We start from the raw sequence: 17,136 nt of genomic DNA, 5'->3' as shown, positions 1-17,136 counted from the left end.
GTTTGAGGGCGGATTGGATTATACGTGAGCAGGGTTTTGACAGGGAGCGGATTGCAAAAAACGGTAACAAATTTATGATCGGCAACGGTTATATGGGTTATCGGGGAACGCTGGAGGAATTCACCCGGGAAGAGCTGACGGCCGTGACGCTGGCCGGGCTGTACGACCGGGTGGGGGACAAGTGGCGGGAGCCGGTGAACGCGCCGAACGGGCTGTATACCGTGATCGAGTACGAGGGCGTTCCGCTTGGCGTGCTCTCCCCCGGCGCAAGCATCGTCGAGCATGAGCAGGAGCTCGACATCTCGCGGGCGGTGCACCGCCGCCGGACGGTGTTCGCGGTCGGGGACGGGCCGGGGGCGCCCCGGGTTACCGTATGGGCGGAGCGGTTTTGCAGCGCGGAGCGGCTGAGCCTTATCGCCGCCAAGGTATCGGTGCGGAGCAGTGCGGACGGCGAACTGGTGATACGAACCGGGATCGACGGCGAGGTGTGGGACATCAACGGCCCGCATCTGGAAGGGCTCGCGGGGAGTGAGTCGGAAGGCAGCCTGCTGCTTTCCGGGGTCACGCGGGAGCTTAAGGTGCCCGTGGCCGTTGCGGAAACGGCGGTCCCGGATTATGACGGACCGGCGGCTTGGGAGCAAACGCCCGCTGCTGTTGCGGATCAAGCGGTAGCGACGGATTCGCTGTGCCGGGAAATCCGTTTGACCTGCCGTGCCGGCGAGACCTATACATTCTATAAGTATGCGGCGGTGGTTACCGGCTTGGACGGCGCAGGGGATGCCTCTGAAGCCGCGCTGCGGCTGAGCCGTGACGCCGCCGGGTGCGGATACGAGGAACTGTTGCAGGAGCACGCGGCGAAATGGGCGGAGAAATGGCGCCGCGCCGATGTCGTCATAGAAGGCGATGCGGAGGCGCAATTGGCGCTGCGCTACAGCCTTTATCATCTGCTGATCGTTGCGCCGGGGCATTCGGAGAAGCTGTCGATCCCGGCGCGCGGGTTGTCCGGCCAGGTATATAAAGGCGCGGTGTTTTGGGATACGGAGATGTTCATGCTCCCGTTCTTCCTCTACACGCAGCCGGCAGCGGCCCGGAACCTGATGATGTACCGGGTGCATACGCTGGAAGGCGCTCGGAGAAAAGCGGCCGAATACGGTTACGAAGGCGCGTTCTACGCCTGGGAAAGCCAGGAGACGGGCGATGACGCCTGCACGCTGTTCAACGTCAACGATGTGTTTACGGGCCGGCCGATGCGCACCTATTTCCGCGACAAGCAAATCCATATCAGCGCCGACGTTGCCTGCGGGATCTGGCAATATTATGAGTTTACCGGCGACGGCAGCATCCTGTTGGAAGGCGGGGCGGAGGCCATGTGGGAATGCGCGCGTTTTTTCTACTCCTACGCTTATTTCAATCCCGCCAAGCAGCGCTATGAACTGCTCGATGTCACGGGACCGGACGAATATCATGAGCGGGTGAACAATAATGCATTCACGAATGCGATGGTCAAACGGACCCTTCGCGTCGCGCTGGCGGCGTTGGAATTTCTTCAGGCCCACGACCCGGATCAGTACGATTCGCTTATAAAGAGGGGCGCGGCAATTTTGCCCGAGCATATCGCGGATATGCACGACCGTTTATATGTGCCGCAGCCGGACGGCGAGAGCAGGGTGATCGAGCAGTTCGACAGATATTTCACACTGGAGGACGTGTCGCTGCCGGAACTCAAATCGCGGGTGCTTCACACCAACGAATATTGGGGCGGAGGCAACGGCCTGGCGACGACAACGCAAATATTGAAGCAGGCCGACGTGGTTTTAATGCTGCATTTGTTCAAGGATCAATACGACTTGGAGACGAAACGGGCCAACTGGGAATATTACGAGCCGCGCACGGAACACGGCTCGAGCCTGAGCTCCTGCATTTACGCGCTGGTGGCGGCGGATATCGGTTCCTCGGAGTGGGCGTACCCTTATTTTATGCGGACGGCGACGATCGATCTGACCGGGGAGTCGAAGCAATACGTCGGCGATTTGTATATCGGCGGCACGCATCCCGCGGCGAACGGCGGCGCCTGGATGGCGGCGGTGCTGGGCTTTGCGGGCTTGCGCTTCGACGGAGAAATCGTGAGCATCGCGCCTTCCTTGCCGCCAAAATGGGAAGCCGTGGAGTTCCCGTTGATACTGCGGGGCAAGTCCTTCAAGGTTCGCGTCACGCTTAAAGCGGTTACGGTTGAAGCCGCGGAAAGTAACGACGATGCGCTGCCGTTTCGGATCGGGAATAAGCATACCGTGCTCGCTCCGGGGCAAAAGCTCAAGGTCGAGCTGTAAAGCTGTACACAAGAATTTAGCAAGGGGAGAATATCATGCTGGAAACGATGAAAGGCGCGATCTTCGATCTGGACGGAGTTATCGTGGATACGGCGAAATACCACTATCTTGCCTGGCGCTCGCTGGCGAAGCGGCTTGGGTTCGAATTTACCGAAAGCGACAATGAACGGCTTAAAGGGGTCAGCCGGATGGAGTCGCTGCAAATTCTGCTTGAGGTGGGCGGCGTGGAGGCGAACGAGGCCGAGCGCCTGGAAATGGCGGAGGCCAAGAACAAGGAGTACGTCGAGTATATTTCCCGGCTGGAGCCCGCGGAAATTTTACCGGGCGCAAGGGAGTATTTGCTTGAGCTGCGAAACCGGGGCGTGAAAATCGCGCTGGGCTCCGCCAGCAAAAACGCCGCCTTTATTCTCGGGCGGCTAGGGATCGCGGAGCTGTTCGACGCGGTGGTCGACGGGACGAAGGTGTCCAAAGCGAAGCCGGACCCCGAGGTGTTCCTCGCGGCCAGCGCGGCGCTCGGTCTGAACCCGGCCGATTGCGTCGTGTTCGAGGACGCCGCAGCCGGGGTCGAGGCCGGCAAGGCGGCCGGCTGCAAGGTGGTCGGCATCGGCAGCGCCGTCATCTTGCGCGATGCCGACTGCGTGATTGCAGGCCTGCATGAGCTGGTCTGAAGCGAGAGGAGAGAGGAGAGAGGCGAGAGATGCTGATGCAGAACTTGAATCGCAAGCGGGCTGTCCGGGAATTTCCGGGCAGCCCTTTTAATGTCAGAACGAGAATTCCTGCAACAATGCAGGTTTTGGTGCGAGGCCTCGAAGGAGTCCGGAAATTCCTGCGATTCTGCAGGTTTTTCGGCCTATTCTCGCCACGGGAGTATGATTCCGAGGAAATTCCTGCATTTTCGTAGGAATTTCCGCCAAAAGGAGCTCCAACTCGGATAAAGCCTGCACATTTGCAGGTTTTCGTCCAACTAAGGAGTCGGCGACCGCCAAACCTTAGGATGGAGCGGTAGCCCTCCGCAGAAAACAACTTTTTGCTGGCAAGCCGCCGGAAATCCATTACACTAAGGATGAATCGGCTGGAGCAGCATAAGCCTACATCGGAGAAATGCTCATGATGTGCGTAAAAATGCGCATACTTGCCGGTTTTTATTATTGCTACACTTAAAGGGCCGGGGGGAATACAAGTTGAAATGGAAGCTTAACAATCCGCTAAACAAAATGAATGTGAAGCAGCAGTTGGTCCTGCTGTTTCTGGTGCTCGTCATTCCCTTATTCGTGCTGAATTCATACGGCAACTACCGGGCGGGGCAAATTCTGAAACGCCATGTAACCAACGCCTACATCGAATTGAACAAGCAAAATTTCCGGCTAATCAACCGGGACATCGAAGCGGTCAACAAGGTAACCTCGACCGTGTTCCAGAATTCGCTGCTGCAACAATTGAATCCGGTTTCAACGGAGGAGACGGTGCTGGAGCGGGTCAAAAACTATGAAAAACTCGAGGATTTGCTCGCCGGTTATTCGCAGGAAACCGATGAAAGAGAGCCGTTATACTACTCGCTCTACGTATACGACCCGGATAACACGTACTTTTTTGCCCCGTACTATCCGAATCCGCAGACTTCGGGGGTCTATTTTTTCTCGGATGAGGAAAAGCCGGAATGGTTTGATGAGGCTGTTGCGAAAAAAGGCAACGGTTATTTGCGTCTCATCGAGCATTTGTCGCCGCCCTCCGAGGGGCAGGGAAGCCAGCGGACCTTGGCCTACGTCCGGGCGATCAACAGCGTCTACAAGAACGGCACGATCGGGGTGCTCGTCGTGACGAATCTGGACGCGCGGATCGGCGAATCGCTGCAGACCGTGTCGCTGCCGGAGGGGGAGCTTTATTTTACCGACTGGAATAATAGAATCTTTACCTCCAGATCGTCGAATCAAAGCGCCGTGCTGGAATTGCCGCCGCAGGCGGATTCCGGAGAGCCCCTGATGGGGGTGAAGGATATCATTACCGACGATTTTATTTATGTCATTAATTATAACTATGTCCTCCAACAGAAGCTCGTTTATAAGGTTCCGCTGCAGGCGCTGCTTCAACAGCAGAATGAAATGAAGCAGGTGATCCAGTTGATTACCGTCGTCTATTTCGCCGGCGGGCTGATCATCATTTTGTATTTCTGGCGGTCGCTGATGATGCCGCTGCAGAAGCTGGTCACTTTCGTCAGGAGGTATGAGCCGGGCAATGTAATCCCCGAGACGCCGATCCGCAGCCGGAACGACGAAATCAGCGTGCTCCTGCATTCGATTTACGATATGGCCCGCCGGTTAAACGGGCTGATTCATTACAAATATACGATGGATCTGAAGCAGAAGGAGTCGCAGCTGCAAATTTTGTATCAGCAGATCAATCCGCATTTGCTTTATAACACGCTGGAAAGCATTTATTGGAAAAGCACGATGGAGGGCAACACCGCCTCGGCCGAAATGATCAAGGAGCTGTCCAAGCTGATGAAAATCAGTCTCAGCCGGGGCCGGGAGCTGATCACGCTCGGCGAGGAGCTGGAGCATGCGACCGCTTATATCAAATTGCAGCAGCACAGGTACGATTACCCGTTTCGGGTGATCATCGACATCCCGGAGGAACTGCTCCAGGTGTCCATTCCGAAAATAACGCTGCAGCCGTTGATCGAGAACGCGATTATCCACGGTGTGAAAAATATGGGTGAAGACGGCGAAATCGCGATTCGCGCTGTCGGCGAAGGCGACAGTCTGCTCATTTCCATTGAGGATAACGGCTATAAACCGGCCGATTACGAAATGATTAACCGATTGCTGGAGGAAGAAAACCCGGACCCGTCGTTCGGCTACGGCATCCGTAATATTCACCAGCGCATCCGGCTGCATTTCGGAAACCGGTACGGGCTGAAATACACGAAACGTCAGGAAGGCGGAACCCGGGTCACCATTACGCTGCCGAAGGCAGGACAAACGAACGAATAAGCATACGGGGGGAGAACGGGATGTACAAAATTTTGGTCGTCGATGATGAACCGTTGATCTGCAAAGGCTTGGCGGGTTTGCTCAGCGAGTCCGGGATGGATATCGGAGCCGTGTTTACCGCGTACAGCGGGCAGGAAGCGCTCGACAATATCCGGATGGAAGACATCGACCTCTTGGTCACCGATATTCAGATGGGCGAAATGAGCGGCATCGAGCTGATGCAGCAGGCGAAGCTGATCAAGCCTTGGGTGCAGACGATTATAATTTCGGCGCATGAAACGTTCCATTATGCCCAAATGGCGATTCGGCTCGGGGCGAAGGACTATTTGATCAAACCGCTGAACAGCGAAAATTTCCTTGATGCCGTCCGCAACGCCTTGCTGAAAATGGAAAAGCCGGTCACGCAAATCGATGAGTTTCTATCTGAGGAATCGGCTTATTTTCAAATGGCCGAGCATGACCAGGAGAAGAACGAACGCTTGAACCGGCTGATGGACGGCACGCTGCCCCGGGAGGAAGGAACGGTCGTGCTGGAGGAGAAGTTGGGCGTTTCGGGGCCGTATTTTTCCGTGATCAAAATGAAGCTGGATCGGCATAAGGACGGCGCTTCCTCTTCCTCCTACTCGGACCGGGATCTCCGGCTCTTGCAGTACGGCGCGCTCAATGTCGCGGAAGAACTGCTCCATAAAGAGTACCATGTCCTGACCTGTTATGCCGGGGACCGGGAGATTACCATATTGCTGCAATGGAGCGAAGCGGAGTACGCCGAGCTGGACGCGAATAAAATCAACCATCTTGAAATGATCGGGCGCAGTCTGCATCATCATGTGCATAAATATTTGGGCATATCAGCGACGGTAGGAATCAGTCAAATCCTCAAGGGCGCCGAATTCCTGCCTGCGTTAAGCCGGCAAGCGGACAAAGCGATACTGTGGGGGGAGAAGCAGGGGGATTATCACGTATTTTACTACGGCGATTTCAACTGGAACGACTATGTCCAGGACCCGACCGCGGAGGAGCTTACCACGCACAGCAACCGGATCGTCGACAGCGCGAAGCAATATATCGAAGCGAATTACCGGCAAAAGGGGCTGACGATTCACGAAGTGGCCAAAAAAAATCATGTCAGCCCCAATTACCTCAGCTATCTGTTCAAAAAGAACACCGGGTACAATCTGTGGGAGTACGTGGTCAAGCTGCGGATGGAGGAGAGCAAATCGCTGATTCTGCATACCGACTTGCGCCGCTATGAAATCGCCGAACGCGTCGGCTACGAATCGCCGGAGCATTTCAGTAAAATTTTCAAGAAATATTTCGGCGTCAGCCCCAGCGAACTGAAGAAGTAATAACGGCTATACTTCACATAGGATTACACATGTTCGGACTCCCTCCCTTTTCTTAAAATTATAGCTGGACATTAAAAAGGAATGAGGGAGACTCATGGAAGAATCGGTGGTTTCACCAGCGAGTATGGTAAAGGGGCCTGAGAAAAAGACGAGAAAAAACGCGCGGACTTCGAACTGGAAAAAGTATATTTGGGGATATCTGTTTCTGGTTCCGGCCATCGTGATTTTTATCGTTTTCTTATGGGTTCCGATCATCAAAGGGATGGTCTACAGCTTTTACAATATCGACTTTGTCAAAGGCAATACGTTCGTGGGCTTCGATAATTATGTCAAAATTTTCCACAATCCGGATTTATGGCTATCGGTAAAAAATACGTTGTATTTTATGTTCCTTACCCTGATCATCGGGTTCTGGGTGCCGATCGCGGCGGCGATCGCCATCTCCGAACTGAAATTCTTCCAGGGATTCGCCCGGATTTCGGCGTACCTGCCCTTCGTCGTACCGGGGGTTGTCCTGTACGGGATGTGGAGATGGATGTACGATCCGGTCGGCCCGATCAACGCGGTGCTGGGCTGGTTTGGAGCGGAGCCGGTTTCGTTTATTTCCGACGGACGGTTCTCGATGATCTCCATCGTCTTCATGGAGACGTGGCAGCAGTTCGGGTCGGCGATGCTCATCTACCTGGCCGGGGTGCTCAGCATTCCGCGGGACTGGTATGAAGCGGCGGAAATCGACGGTGCCGGGGTTTGGGCCCGAATCAAATACGTAACGCTTCCCTCGATGCGCAGCCTGATCGTATTGATGCTGATCCTCCAGCTTATCGGCACCTCGCAGGCCTACCAATCCCAGCTTGCCTTGCTGGACGGAGGTCCGAACAAGGCGACATTGACCTATGCGCTGTTTACGGTGAAATATGCGTTCACGCAGCTGGACTATGGGGCCGGTACGGCGCTCGGCGTGCTGATGTTCATCGTCCTGAGCATCCTCGGGGTCATCCAATTCAAGCTGAACAGGGAGGAATACTAACATGGAAGAAAGAGGCATCCTGTCGCCTGCGGACCTGCGGAAGCCGGCCAACAAAATCGTATACGGGTTGATGGTGCTGTGCATCGCCGTCATGGTGGTCACTATGCTGTACCCGATATTGATGACGATGTTTAACGGTTTTAAGAGCAATCCCGAAATCAACACGTTTCCACCAAAGTTTTTCCCGACGACATGGCATTGGGAGAACTTTAACAAGGGCTGGCATTATATCGATTTGCCGGTATTTTTGAAGAATACGGTATTCATATTTCTCGGAAATCTGTTCATGACCATGCTGGTTCTCGGGCTGGCGGCGTTCAGCATTTCGCGCATCCGCGTCCCTTATAGCCGAGTGATCTATTTCTTTATTCTGCTGACCCTGTTTATTCCGGCGAACAGCTATATGATTCCGAACTTCGTTAATCTGAAGGAGCTGGGCCTGCTGAATTCTTATTGGGCCTTCTGGCTGCCGGCGGGGGCGAATGCGTATTATTTCCTGCTGATCAAAAATTTCTTCGACGGGATTCACCCGGAAATTTTCGAAGCGGCCCGGATCGACGGGGCTTCCGAGCTCACCAGCTACTTGCGCATTGCGATCCCGCTGTCGGTTCCGATCTTTGCGACGCTGGCGATCTTCATCTTCTCCACCGCCTGGAACGACTGGTTCTGGCCGTCGCTGGTCATGCATACGGAAGACAAATACACGCTGGCAACGGCGATCTATAAATACGTGATCAACGCGCGAAGCCTGGACAGCAGCATCAAATTCTCGATTCTGTTCATGGTCATGGTGCCGCCGATCTTCGTCTTTCTCATCTTCCAGAAGTTTATCGTGCGCAGCGTCAGCCTGTCGGCGGTCAAGGGATAAGGAGAGCGTTTTCATCAGCGTAGGGCTGCACATGATCGCCATACGAATGCACATCGCTCTTCCATGGGTTCTCTTCTAATATAGAAATGGAATTACAACATTACAGGAAAAGGGGAGTTTCAATGCGCAAGTTCTCAGCAGTACTGATGTGCCTCATGCTGTTCGGCTCGCTCCTGGCGGCGTGCGGAGGCAAGAACAACGCGGAAAGCCAAAGCAATAACGGAGGCGCGGCCACGGGCAATACCGGCGGCAACGCGGCGGTGAGCGAAGAGCCGACTGACGATATTACGCAAAGAAAAATCACGCTGAAAATCCACTATCCGCTGCCGGACGAAACGACGCTCCGCGCGCAGGAGGACGATAAAATCGCCCGCTTCCAGGCGAAATATCCGAACGTTACGATTGTGAAGGACGACTGGAAGTACGATATCAATGAAATCGGCGTCAAAATGGCTTCCAATGAAGCGCCGACCTTCTATAACACTTGGGCGACGGAGGCCAACTTCCTGGTGGAGCGCGGCTGGGTCGCCGACATTACGGAGCTGTGGAACAACTGGGAGTATAAGGACGACATTAACCCGGTGCTGCAAAACCAATTTATCGTGGACGGCAAAGTTTACGGCATTACCCAAAACGGGTATATCACTTCGACCGTGGTGAACAAGAAGCTGCTTGACGCGAAGGGAGTAACCGCACCGGCGCTCGACTGGACTTGGGACGATATGTACAATACCGCCAAGGCGGTCGCCGATCCGAAGAAGGGCATTTCCGGGATCGCGCCGATGGGCAAAGGCAATGAAGCGGGCTGGAACTGGACCAATTTCCTGTTTGAAGCCGGCGGCGATATCGAAACGACCGTGGACGGCAAGGTGACGGCCGCTTTCAACTCCGAAGCGGGCGTGAAGGCTCTCGATTTCTACAAGAAGCTGAAATGGGAAGCCAACGCGATTCCTCAAGACTGGGCGCTCGGTTGGGGCGACGCGGTTAGCTCATTCCAGCAAGGCCGGACGGCCATGGTGATCGCAGGCGCGTTCGACGTGGCGCAAGCGGCGCTGAACGAAGGCGGCATGAAGCCGGAGGACGTGCTCGTCTATCCGATGCCTGCGGCCGAAAAAGGCGGTAAACACTACGGAATCCTGGGCGGCAACTATCTCGTCATCAATCCGAACGCTACGAAAGACGAGCAGGAAATGGCGTTCCGTTACATTACGTTCGACTACTTCACCGACGACGCCCTGAAATCGGTTGAAGATACGATTAACGCCCGCAAGGCGGAAGGCAAATACTATGTTCCGACACCGCTCGAATACTTCAGCGAAGATTCCGAGTATGCCGCCAAGGTGCAAGCGATTTACGACAAGTACGACAATGTGTACAAATACGATCCGAACCTCTTCAGCCTGCTGGAAGGCAAGCCGGAGGCCCAATTCGGAACGCAGGACTACTATGCGACGATGTCCAACGTCGTGCAGGAATCGTTCTCGAAGAAGGACACCGATTCGAAGAAGCAGCTCGACGTAGCCGCGCAATACGTGCAAGAGAACTATTTTGACAAGATCGAACAAAAATAAACAGGATTAACTGGTCACAAAAAACGCTCCAAGAGTTGAAGTGCACCCCTTAGAATAGACATTGGAAAAACCCCTTGGTTAATCCGATGAATTCTAAGGGGTGCATTTTTATGGCGGTAAAAGGACAAAAGTTTAAGTATTATCCTGAGTCATTAAAAGTGGAAGCCATTCGGCTTCATGTCGAAGAGGGATGGAGTTATCGAAAGATCACGGAACATTTAGGCATACAAGATAAGGACCGTTTGAAAAAGTGGATGAAGAAGTACCGGGAATGCGGGATTAGAGGATTTAAGGATAAACGGGGGAATCCCTAGGATTGAGACAGAACAGGAACGCGAAATTCGACGACTGCAGTTAGAGGTGGACGTCTAAAAAAGTGGTTAAAAATCTTGAATCGGGAGGGTTACGGGACAGATACCGCGTCCGTCGATGAATTAAAGGAAAAACAAAACGTCAAGGGACTATGTGTATATTTAGGCATAAGCAGAAGTGGTTACTATGCCTATTTGAAGCGTACTGCAGAACCTAAATATCGGTGGGTTGCCGCCACGAGTGGACTTTCCAATACCGGACCACGAGGGAGGTCCCATCCTTCTGTTATGAGCTTGAGCTATTTATAGTATAGAACTACTGTAGTAAGGCATGGTCGTAAACTATTCAAAGTCGAATCGAACAGAGAAAATAATTATATTAAAATATACCAATTTTGTATTTACTAGGTTTATTAATTGGTATATAATAACAAATGAAGATAATTTTATTAAGGAGTGATAGCAGTATGAAAAAAAACAGAGTTATAACAATGATACTGTCCTTAAGTTTATTAGCCTCATTTTCACCAGTTGCTGCTAATGCTAATTCTTCATTGCAAGGCACAAATGATGACTATGGTGTATTTAGTACTGTTCCTGACAAAGAGGAACTTGAACGTCAACAACAATACAAACTAGATCCTCCTACAGCATGGGAAGTAGATTTGAATGGAAATAAGAGAATTGTACCTTATACTGTGTTGAATAAAAAAGGGGGAATCGGTACTAACTCATGGAGTGATTCAAATTATACTTATGTCTTTAATGGATGGACTTTGAATAGTACTAAAGTTGATAAGAAGAGATTTTTTGTTTCCAGAGTAACTGTCGAAAATAATAGTACTGGCTTGCTCCCATTGAAGTATGTACAGCAGGAATCGGTAACAACAAAATGGGAAGTAGGAGCTAATATTGAAGCGGAGGCTCAATTCAAGGTGGCATTTTTAGCTAGCCTTAAAACTAAACTTGGCGGATCCTACAATTATTCAAAAACTACTATGTCAAGTACTACCGTTGAAGCAGGTCCTAAAGATATTCCTGCCGGTTATAAAGCATCATATACAAAGTATAGAGCTGGCGGATATGGGGCCGGACAGGCCGAATGGAAAAAATACCCTAAGGGTTCTTCCTCTTGGGTTGGCATGCACTATACTGGGGAATCAGGATGGGCTGTAAATGAAAATGATGTCACTATTGAATATACAGAATCTAAAATCTAGGACTATGATAAAAAAGAGATTAGTTATACTTTTTATTTCCACCTTTTTAATCCTTTTCGGTTGTTCCAATCAGTCACCAAACTCTAGTATTAACGAAGTTGACAATAAATTGTTTTCATATGAACAGTATCGGACCTTGTTTAATGATATGGCTGCGCAGCTGAAATTACCTTCGTCAAAAATGATTGAAAAGACGGATGATACTAATCTGGTAGCCATTGACAAGGAGTTCTCACTGGGGAAAAGGTCCATCTTGACGCTGGATGGAGAACAGTCGAATACCGAAACGCAAGAAAGGATCTATTACCAGGACGAAAATCAGGTCATTACGATCATTGACTTGGTTTATTTAAATACTTCGCTAGGAAAAGATATGATCTTTTGGCCCACCAAGTCAGCAGATACCTACAACGAAAATAACTTTTTACACAATTATGATGAATGTATGATTTCTTACGACAATATTTTAGTTAAAGTAAGCCGAGTATCTCCGGAAGGAGGCTTGAGTTTTCCGGAAATGCAGCAAACGGTCCAAGCCGTTTCTTCCTACTTGCAATCTTATAAGCCATAGATTAAATGTGAAAAGAAGGGGGTGTCCCAAAAGTCATCGTAGATGACTGAGGGACACCCCCTTTTCATTTAGTACAAACAAAAGAAACCAATCCTTGGTAAAATGGAGGTACCACCCAACCACAAACCAAAAGGAGAGGTTTCTTTTGTACATTCAATATACCATGGACCAACTTTGCTTGCCAATGGACTTGGAAGAAGGATATTCCAGAAAATCACCTCGTTCGCGTCGTCAATGCAGCTGTTAATCGCTTGGACGACAAAATCTTCGCAACAGCTTACCCCGGCGGCGGCCGTAACAGCTATCACCCTAAGATGCTCACCAAAATCCTTATCTACGCATACACTCAGCGCATTTACTCCTCCCGGCAAATCGCCAAAGCTGTTAGGGAAAATATCATGTTCATGTGGCTCGCTGGCCGGCAGCGTCCAGACTTTCGTACCATCAACCGTTTTCGTTCAGAGCGCATGAAGGACGTATTGGAACTGGAGTACTTCAGATGCTTGTGGATGCCAAGTATGTGCAGTTGGATCATTACTTCATGGATGGGACCAAAATTGAAGCGAACGCCAATCGGTATACCTTCGTTTGGGGCAAGGCAGTCGTCAAGCACAAGGCGAAACTGCAAGAAAAAGTACATGCGCTATTTGAGACCATCGAACTGGCTGAGCAGCAGGAAGAACAAGAGCAACAAGGTAGAGACCTGCCAGAGTTGGGAAAGGCCAGTAGCCTGACCAGTCAAAAGCTGGAGCAGGTCACTCGGCAACTGGAAGCCAAACTACAGGAAACACCTAAGGATAAACCGCTCAAAAAGACAGTACGCGCTCTTCGTAAAGATCTGCTCCCTCGTTTGCAAAAATACGAACAGCAACAAGAGATCCTCGGCGAGCGCAACAGCTACAGCAAAACCGATCCGTATGCCACCTTCATGCGGATGAAAGAAGACCATATGCAAAATGGGCAGCTCAAGCCCGGCTACAATGTGCAAATCGGGACAGAGAACCAGTTCATCGTTGGCTACAGCCTGCATCAACGACCAACCGATACGCGAACGCTAAAACCACATCTAGAGAAGGTAAAGGCACAACTGGGCCGATTGCCTGGCACCGTCATCGCAGATGCCGGATATGGAAGTGAGGAAAACTACGCTTACCTGGAAGATGAACAAGTGGAGGCGGTTGTTAAATATGGCAGCTATCACAAAGAAAAGTCGAAAGCCTGGCAAAATGACATCAGTAAAATCGACAATTGGCAGTACGATGAAACAATGGATACATGGACATGTGCTGCTGGACAGAAATTGACCTTCATTCGGGAAAGCCAGGAGAAAACGGAAAGCGGCTTTGAGATTCACAAGCGGCACTATGGCAACGTGAATTGTATGGACTGTCCGTTCAAGTCTTCCTGCACCAAAGCCGTCGGTAATCGAGAAATCCAAGTGAGCCTAACCTACTTTCATTATAAAAAGCAGATCCGCAAAAAGCTGGCCAGCGAGGAAGGATACAACCTGTCGGTTCGTCGAATGCACGAACCGGAAAGCGTATTTGGCCAGATAAAAAATAATCGAGGCTTCCGACGCTTCCTGCTTCGCGGCTTACCCAAAGTGAGCTTGGAGGTCGGGTGGCTTTGCCTTGCCCACAACCTGCTAAAGCAGGCGGCAGTAAGCCGGCAAAGAGAAAGAATCAGCCAAGAATAACATCTCTTGGCAAGCTCTTTTTTTTAAAAATTGACTTTTTCATAAAAGAGAGCTATCCCTCAAGTAGAATTATCTACTTTTGGGACAGCCCCTTTTTTAGATAATTGTTATTTCGAGCTGATTTCCTTGAACGAAGCTTCCGCCGCTTCCAGCGTAAAATCGATGTCGCTTTCCGTATGCGCGGTCGTCAGGAACCAGGCTTCGTATTTCGACGGAGCCAGATTGACGCCGCGGTTCAGCATGGCGCGGAAGAACGCGGCGAACGCTTCGCCGTCGGTATCCTGGGCCTCCTCGTAGTTCGTGACCGGATGGTCGCAGAAATGCGTGGAGAACGAGCCGCGGATGCGATTGATCGTCAGCGGCACGCCGTGGCGGCGGGCGGAATCGGCCAGGCCGTCCGTCAGCTTGATCGTCAGGCGCTCCATCTCTTCGTAGACCCCGGCGCCCTGCAGCACTTCCAGGCAGGCGATGCCGGCGGAGATGGAGGCGGGGTTGCCCGCCATTGTGCCGGCTTGATAGGCCGGGCCGAGCGGAGCGACCTGCTCCATGATTTCCTTGCTGCCGCCGTATGCGCCGATCGGCAAGCCGCCGCCGATGATTTTGCCGAGCGCGGTCAAGTCAGGTTTGATCAGGTCGTGATTGGCCAGCCCGGCATAGGTTTGCGTCGAGCCGTAATGGAAGCGGAAGGCGGTGATGACCTCGTCATAGATGACGAGCGCGCCGTAGTACCGCGCCAGCCGGCATACCTCCTCGAGGAAGCCCGGCTGCGGCATCACCATGCCGAAGTTGCCGACGATCGGCTCGACCATGACGGCGGCCACATCGTCGCCCCAGGTCTCCAGCGCGTCGCCCAGAGCGTCCGCGTCGTTGAACGGCACGGTGATGACTTCCTGGGCAATGCTGGTCGGAATTCCGGCGCTGTCCGGAATTCCGAGCGTAGACGGCCCGGAACCGGCGGCGACGAGCACGAGGTCGGAATGGCCGTGGTAGCAGCCGGCGAATTTGATGATCTTGTTACGCTTCGTATAGGCGCGTGCGACGCGGATCGTCGTCATGACGGCTTCGGTGCCGGAATTGACGAAGCGGACCTTGTCCATCGACGGGATCGCTTCCTTGAGCATGACGGCGAGCCGGATCTCCAGCTCGGTCGGCGTGCCGTACAGCGTGCCGTTAGCCGCAGCTTCCTGAATCGCCTTCGTCACATGCGGGTGGGCATGTCCCGTAATAATCGGCCCGTAGGCGGCGAGATAGTCGACGTAGCGGTTGCCGTCAACGTCCCAGAAATGGGCGCCCTGGGCTTTCTTCATAAAGACGGGCGCCCCGCCCCCGACCGCCTTGAACGAGCGGGAAGGGCTGTTGACGCCGCCGACGATGTGCTTCAGTGCTTCTTCGTATAGATGTTCCGATTGCTTTCGGTTCATAAGGGAATACTTCCTTTCACAATAGGTTCGGAGTGGTCAAGCTGCAATTCGCTTCCGCCGGTCCGTCAAGGGCCGGTAGAAGTCGTATTGCCGTCATTGTCTCCGGATTCCGAACCGTTCGCGCTTCCGTCAGCGGGGGTACCGTTTGATGCGTCTCCGTCCCCGCTGTTTTCCGTTCCGGAAGCGTCGGTTTCGCTTTTGCTAAATACTTCTTGCACATATTCTTTGAGTTCTTCCTCGCTGCGGACGCCGAGGACGGACGATCCGCCGATCGTTTGCTCGACCAGCAGCTCCATCGGCGGAATTTGCTCGCTCGCGCTCATATCGCTGGTATAGCCGACGGTAGCCAATTTCCACATGTCGTTGATGGACAGATTGGTGTCGATATAAGGGTTCACCTTCTCCAGAATCGACGGCAGGTTCATGATGGAGGTCGTCGATATCAGCTTTTCGGCAACAGCCTTCAGGAAATTCCGCTGACGTTCGGTCCGGGTGTAGTCGGACATGGCGTCATGACGGAAACGGACGTATTGCAGCGCGGTTTCGCCGTCCAGATGCTGTTGGCCTTTTTTTAAATCGATATCGTACTCATGATTGTCCGCCTTACTGGTGTAGTGCATATCCTTTTCCACGTAAAAATCGACGCCGCCGACGGCATCCACCAGTTCAATGAACCCCTGGAAGTCGGTATAAACGTAATATTGGATCGGAATGCCGAGCAGGTCGGATACCGCCTTCATCGCCGTATTCGGGCCGTGCGTAATGGCGGTGTTGATGCGGTCGGAGCCGTGTTCGGGAATTTCCGTATAGGTATCGCGCAAAATGGAGAACAGATTGATCTTCTTGGCTACAGGGTCGAGCGAGGCGACAAGCATCGTATCGGAGCGGGGGATCTCTCCTTTTTTCAAGCCGCGGGCATCAACGCCCATAAGCAATATGTTGACCCGTTCGGTGCCTTCCCATTTCGGGGGTTCGGGGACTTTCGTTTCGGTAGGCTGTACCTTATAAAAAGGGGATTCTTCGCCGGTCTTCTGGAAGTTCTCGACCTGGTTGTATATGGCGATAAAATAGTAGGCCACGAAAGCGGCGATGGCGATCAGTACCCCCACAACCGACCAGAGGATCGCCCGTTTTGTGCGTTTTGTCATTTTGTTCGTCCTTTCAAAAATAAACGATGAATTCGCTTTGAGGATGGATGTTCTTCATATCATTCCATTATAATTTCTTTTATAAATACAATCAATTTCCTATATTTAAGCGATTGTGAAGATAAGGAGAGAAATCTATGGCAGAAAAAGAGATTCAGGTACGTCTCGGACAACCCGTTCCCGATTTCCGGCTTCCCGCAAGCGGCGGGGGAGAGATCTCGCTTGGCGAGTTTCGCGGGCGCAAGGTGGTCATTTACTTTTATCCGAAAAACATGACGCCCGCCTGCACGCAGGAAGCCTGCGATTTTCGCGACCGCAGCGGCTTGCTGCACGAGCTTGGCGCGGTCGTGCTCGGCATCAGCGGGGACCCGGTCAAATCGCACGATAAATTCAGGGAGAAGCAGAGCCTGCCCTTCCCGCTGCTGTCGGATGAAGATCATGAGGTATGCCGCATGTTCGGCGTTTGGCAGCTAAAGAAATTGTATGGACGGGAATACGAAGGCATCGTGCGCTCGACGTTTCTGATCGACGAGGAGGGCGTCCTCGTCAGGGAATGGCGCAATATCAGAGTCAAAGACCATGCGGAGAAAGTGCTGGAGGCCGTCAAGGAACTGGGCTAAAGCAGAAGAGCAGTGAAAGG

The 17,136-nt window shown here is 52.4% G+C and carries 13 protein-coding genes and 1 pseudogene; 12 read left to right on the top strand and 2 right to left on the bottom strand.

Going from position 1 to position 17,136, the window contains the following annotated elements; all coding sequences use genetic code 11:
* Nucleotides 1-2 precede the first annotated feature (2 nt).
* From V3851_RS09770 to V3851_RS09720, 11 genes and pseudogenes are all read left to right on the top strand, one after another.
* Complete coding sequence (locus tag V3851_RS09770; protein WP_331846351.1) at nucleotides 3-2,327, top strand: glycoside hydrolase family 65 protein; 2,325 nt, start codon at nucleotides 3-5, stop codon at nucleotides 2,325-2,327.
* Nucleotides 2,328-2,362: 35 nt separating this feature from the next.
* Complete coding sequence (gene pgmB / locus V3851_RS09765) at nucleotides 2,363-2,995, top strand: beta-phosphoglucomutase (protein ID WP_331846350.1); 633 nt, start codon at nucleotides 2,363-2,365, stop codon at nucleotides 2,993-2,995.
* 546 nt (nucleotides 2,996-3,541) lie between these two features.
* Nucleotides 3,542-5,317 (top strand): sensor histidine kinase, encoded by a 1,776-nt coding sequence (locus V3851_RS09760; protein WP_414859293.1) that lies wholly within the window; start codon nucleotides 3,542-3,544, stop codon nucleotides 5,315-5,317.
* 20 nt (nucleotides 5,318-5,337) lie between these two features.
* Nucleotides 5,338-6,663 (top strand): response regulator, encoded by a 1,326-nt coding sequence (locus V3851_RS09755; protein WP_331846348.1) that lies wholly within the window; start codon nucleotides 5,338-5,340, stop codon nucleotides 6,661-6,663.
* Nucleotides 6,664-6,787: 124 nt separating this feature from the next.
* Nucleotides 6,788-7,690 (top strand): carbohydrate ABC transporter permease, encoded by a 903-nt coding sequence (locus V3851_RS09750; RefSeq protein WP_414859292.1) that lies wholly within the window; start codon nucleotides 6,788-6,790, stop codon nucleotides 7,688-7,690.
* A 1-nt stretch (nucleotide 7,691) separates the two neighbouring features.
* Entirely contained in the window at nucleotides 7,692-8,558 is an 867-nt protein-coding gene (locus tag V3851_RS09745; RefSeq protein WP_331846346.1) for a carbohydrate ABC transporter permease, read from the top strand.
* A gap of 122 nt (nucleotides 8,559-8,680) precedes the next feature.
* Nucleotides 8,681-10,129 carry an ABC transporter substrate-binding protein gene (locus V3851_RS09740; protein WP_331846345.1) on the top strand — a complete coding sequence of 483 codons (1,449 nt, stop codon included), beginning with the start codon at nucleotides 8,681-8,683 and terminating at the stop codon, nucleotides 10,127-10,129.
* A 110-nt stretch (nucleotides 10,130-10,239) separates the two neighbouring features.
* On the top strand, nucleotides 10,240-10,443 hold the full coding sequence (locus tag V3851_RS09735) for a helix-turn-helix domain-containing protein (protein ID WP_331846344.1): 204 nt from the start codon (nucleotides 10,240-10,242) through the stop codon (nucleotides 10,441-10,443).
* 464 nt (nucleotides 10,444-10,907) lie between these two features.
* Entirely contained in the window at nucleotides 10,908-11,660 is a 753-nt protein-coding gene (locus V3851_RS09730) for a hypothetical protein (RefSeq protein WP_331846343.1), read from the top strand.
* On the top strand, nucleotides 11,617-12,231 hold the full coding sequence (locus tag V3851_RS09725) for a hypothetical protein (protein WP_331846714.1): 615 nt from the start codon (nucleotides 11,617-11,619) through the stop codon (nucleotides 12,229-12,231). The genes V3851_RS09730 and V3851_RS09725 overlap by 44 nt, the downstream gene beginning before the upstream one ends.
* Before the next feature lie 145 nt (nucleotides 12,232-12,376).
* Nucleotides 12,377-13,927, top strand: a pseudogene (locus V3851_RS09720) (IS1182 family transposase).
* Nucleotides 13,928-14,034: 107 nt separating this feature from the next.
* Here V3851_RS09720 and V3851_RS09715 read toward each other — a convergent pair.
* Nucleotides 14,035-15,348 (bottom strand): glutamate-1-semialdehyde 2,1-aminomutase, encoded by a 1,314-nt coding sequence (locus tag V3851_RS09715; RefSeq protein WP_331846342.1) that lies wholly within the window; start codon nucleotides 15,346-15,348, stop codon nucleotides 14,035-14,037.
* 65 nt (nucleotides 15,349-15,413) lie between these two features.
* Nucleotides 15,414-16,496, bottom strand: a complete 1,083-nt coding sequence (locus tag V3851_RS09710) for an LCP family protein (RefSeq protein WP_331846341.1) — start codon at nucleotides 16,494-16,496, stop codon at nucleotides 15,414-15,416.
* A 137-nt stretch (nucleotides 16,497-16,633) separates the two neighbouring features.
* Between V3851_RS09710 and bcp the strand changes: the two genes are divergently transcribed.
* Nucleotides 16,634-17,116 carry a thioredoxin-dependent thiol peroxidase gene (bcp, locus tag V3851_RS09705; RefSeq protein WP_331846340.1) on the top strand — a complete coding sequence of 161 codons (483 nt, stop codon included), beginning with the start codon at nucleotides 16,634-16,636 and terminating at the stop codon, nucleotides 17,114-17,116.
* The last annotated feature ends 20 nt before the right edge of the window (nucleotides 17,117-17,136 follow it).

It is taken from the genome of Paenibacillus haidiansis (assembly GCF_036553665.1).
Taxonomy (GTDB): Bacteria; Bacillota; Bacilli; order Paenibacillales; family Paenibacillaceae; genus Fontibacillus; species Fontibacillus haidiansis.
The sequence above is the reverse complement of the archived record's forward strand: the minus strand, read 5'-3'. Positions and strand labels throughout refer to the sequence as shown.

What these genes read in the sequence shown, in the direction of transcription:
- V3851_RS09755 (WP_331846348.1), top strand. Translation starts at nt 5,338, where the DNA reads ATGTACAAAATTTTGGTCGTCGATGATGAACCGTTGATCTGCAAAGGC.
- V3851_RS09715 (WP_331846342.1), bottom strand. Translation starts at nt 15,348, where the DNA reads ATGAACCGAAAGCAATCGGAACATCTATACGAAGAAGCACTGAAGCAC.
- V3851_RS09730 (WP_331846343.1), top strand. Translation starts at nt 10,908, where the DNA reads ATGAAAAAAAACAGAGTTATAACAATGATACTGTCCTTAAGTTTATTA.
- pgmB (WP_331846350.1), top strand. Translation starts at nt 2,363, where the DNA reads ATGCTGGAAACGATGAAAGGCGCGATCTTCGATCTGGACGGAGTTATC.
- V3851_RS09725 (WP_331846714.1), top strand. Translation starts at nt 11,617, where the DNA reads ATGAAAATGATGTCACTATTGAATATACAGAATCTAAAATCTAGGACT.
- V3851_RS09710 (WP_331846341.1), bottom strand. Translation starts at nt 16,496, where the DNA reads ATGACAAAACGCACAAAACGGGCGATCCTCTGGTCGGTTGTGGGGGTA.
- V3851_RS09750 (WP_414859292.1), top strand. Translation starts at nt 6,788, where the DNA reads ATGGTAAAGGGGCCTGAGAAAAAGACGAGAAAAAACGCGCGGACTTCG.
- bcp (WP_331846340.1), top strand. Translation starts at nt 16,634, where the DNA reads ATGGCAGAAAAAGAGATTCAGGTACGTCTCGGACAACCCGTTCCCGAT.
- V3851_RS09760 (WP_414859293.1), top strand. Translation starts at nt 3,542, where the DNA reads ATGAATGTGAAGCAGCAGTTGGTCCTGCTGTTTCTGGTGCTCGTCATT.
- V3851_RS09740 (WP_331846345.1), top strand. Translation starts at nt 8,681, where the DNA reads ATGCGCAAGTTCTCAGCAGTACTGATGTGCCTCATGCTGTTCGGCTCG.
- V3851_RS09735 (WP_331846344.1), top strand. Translation starts at nt 10,240, where the DNA reads ATGGCGGTAAAAGGACAAAAGTTTAAGTATTATCCTGAGTCATTAAAA.
- V3851_RS09745 (WP_331846346.1), top strand. Translation starts at nt 7,692, where the DNA reads ATGGAAGAAAGAGGCATCCTGTCGCCTGCGGACCTGCGGAAGCCGGCC.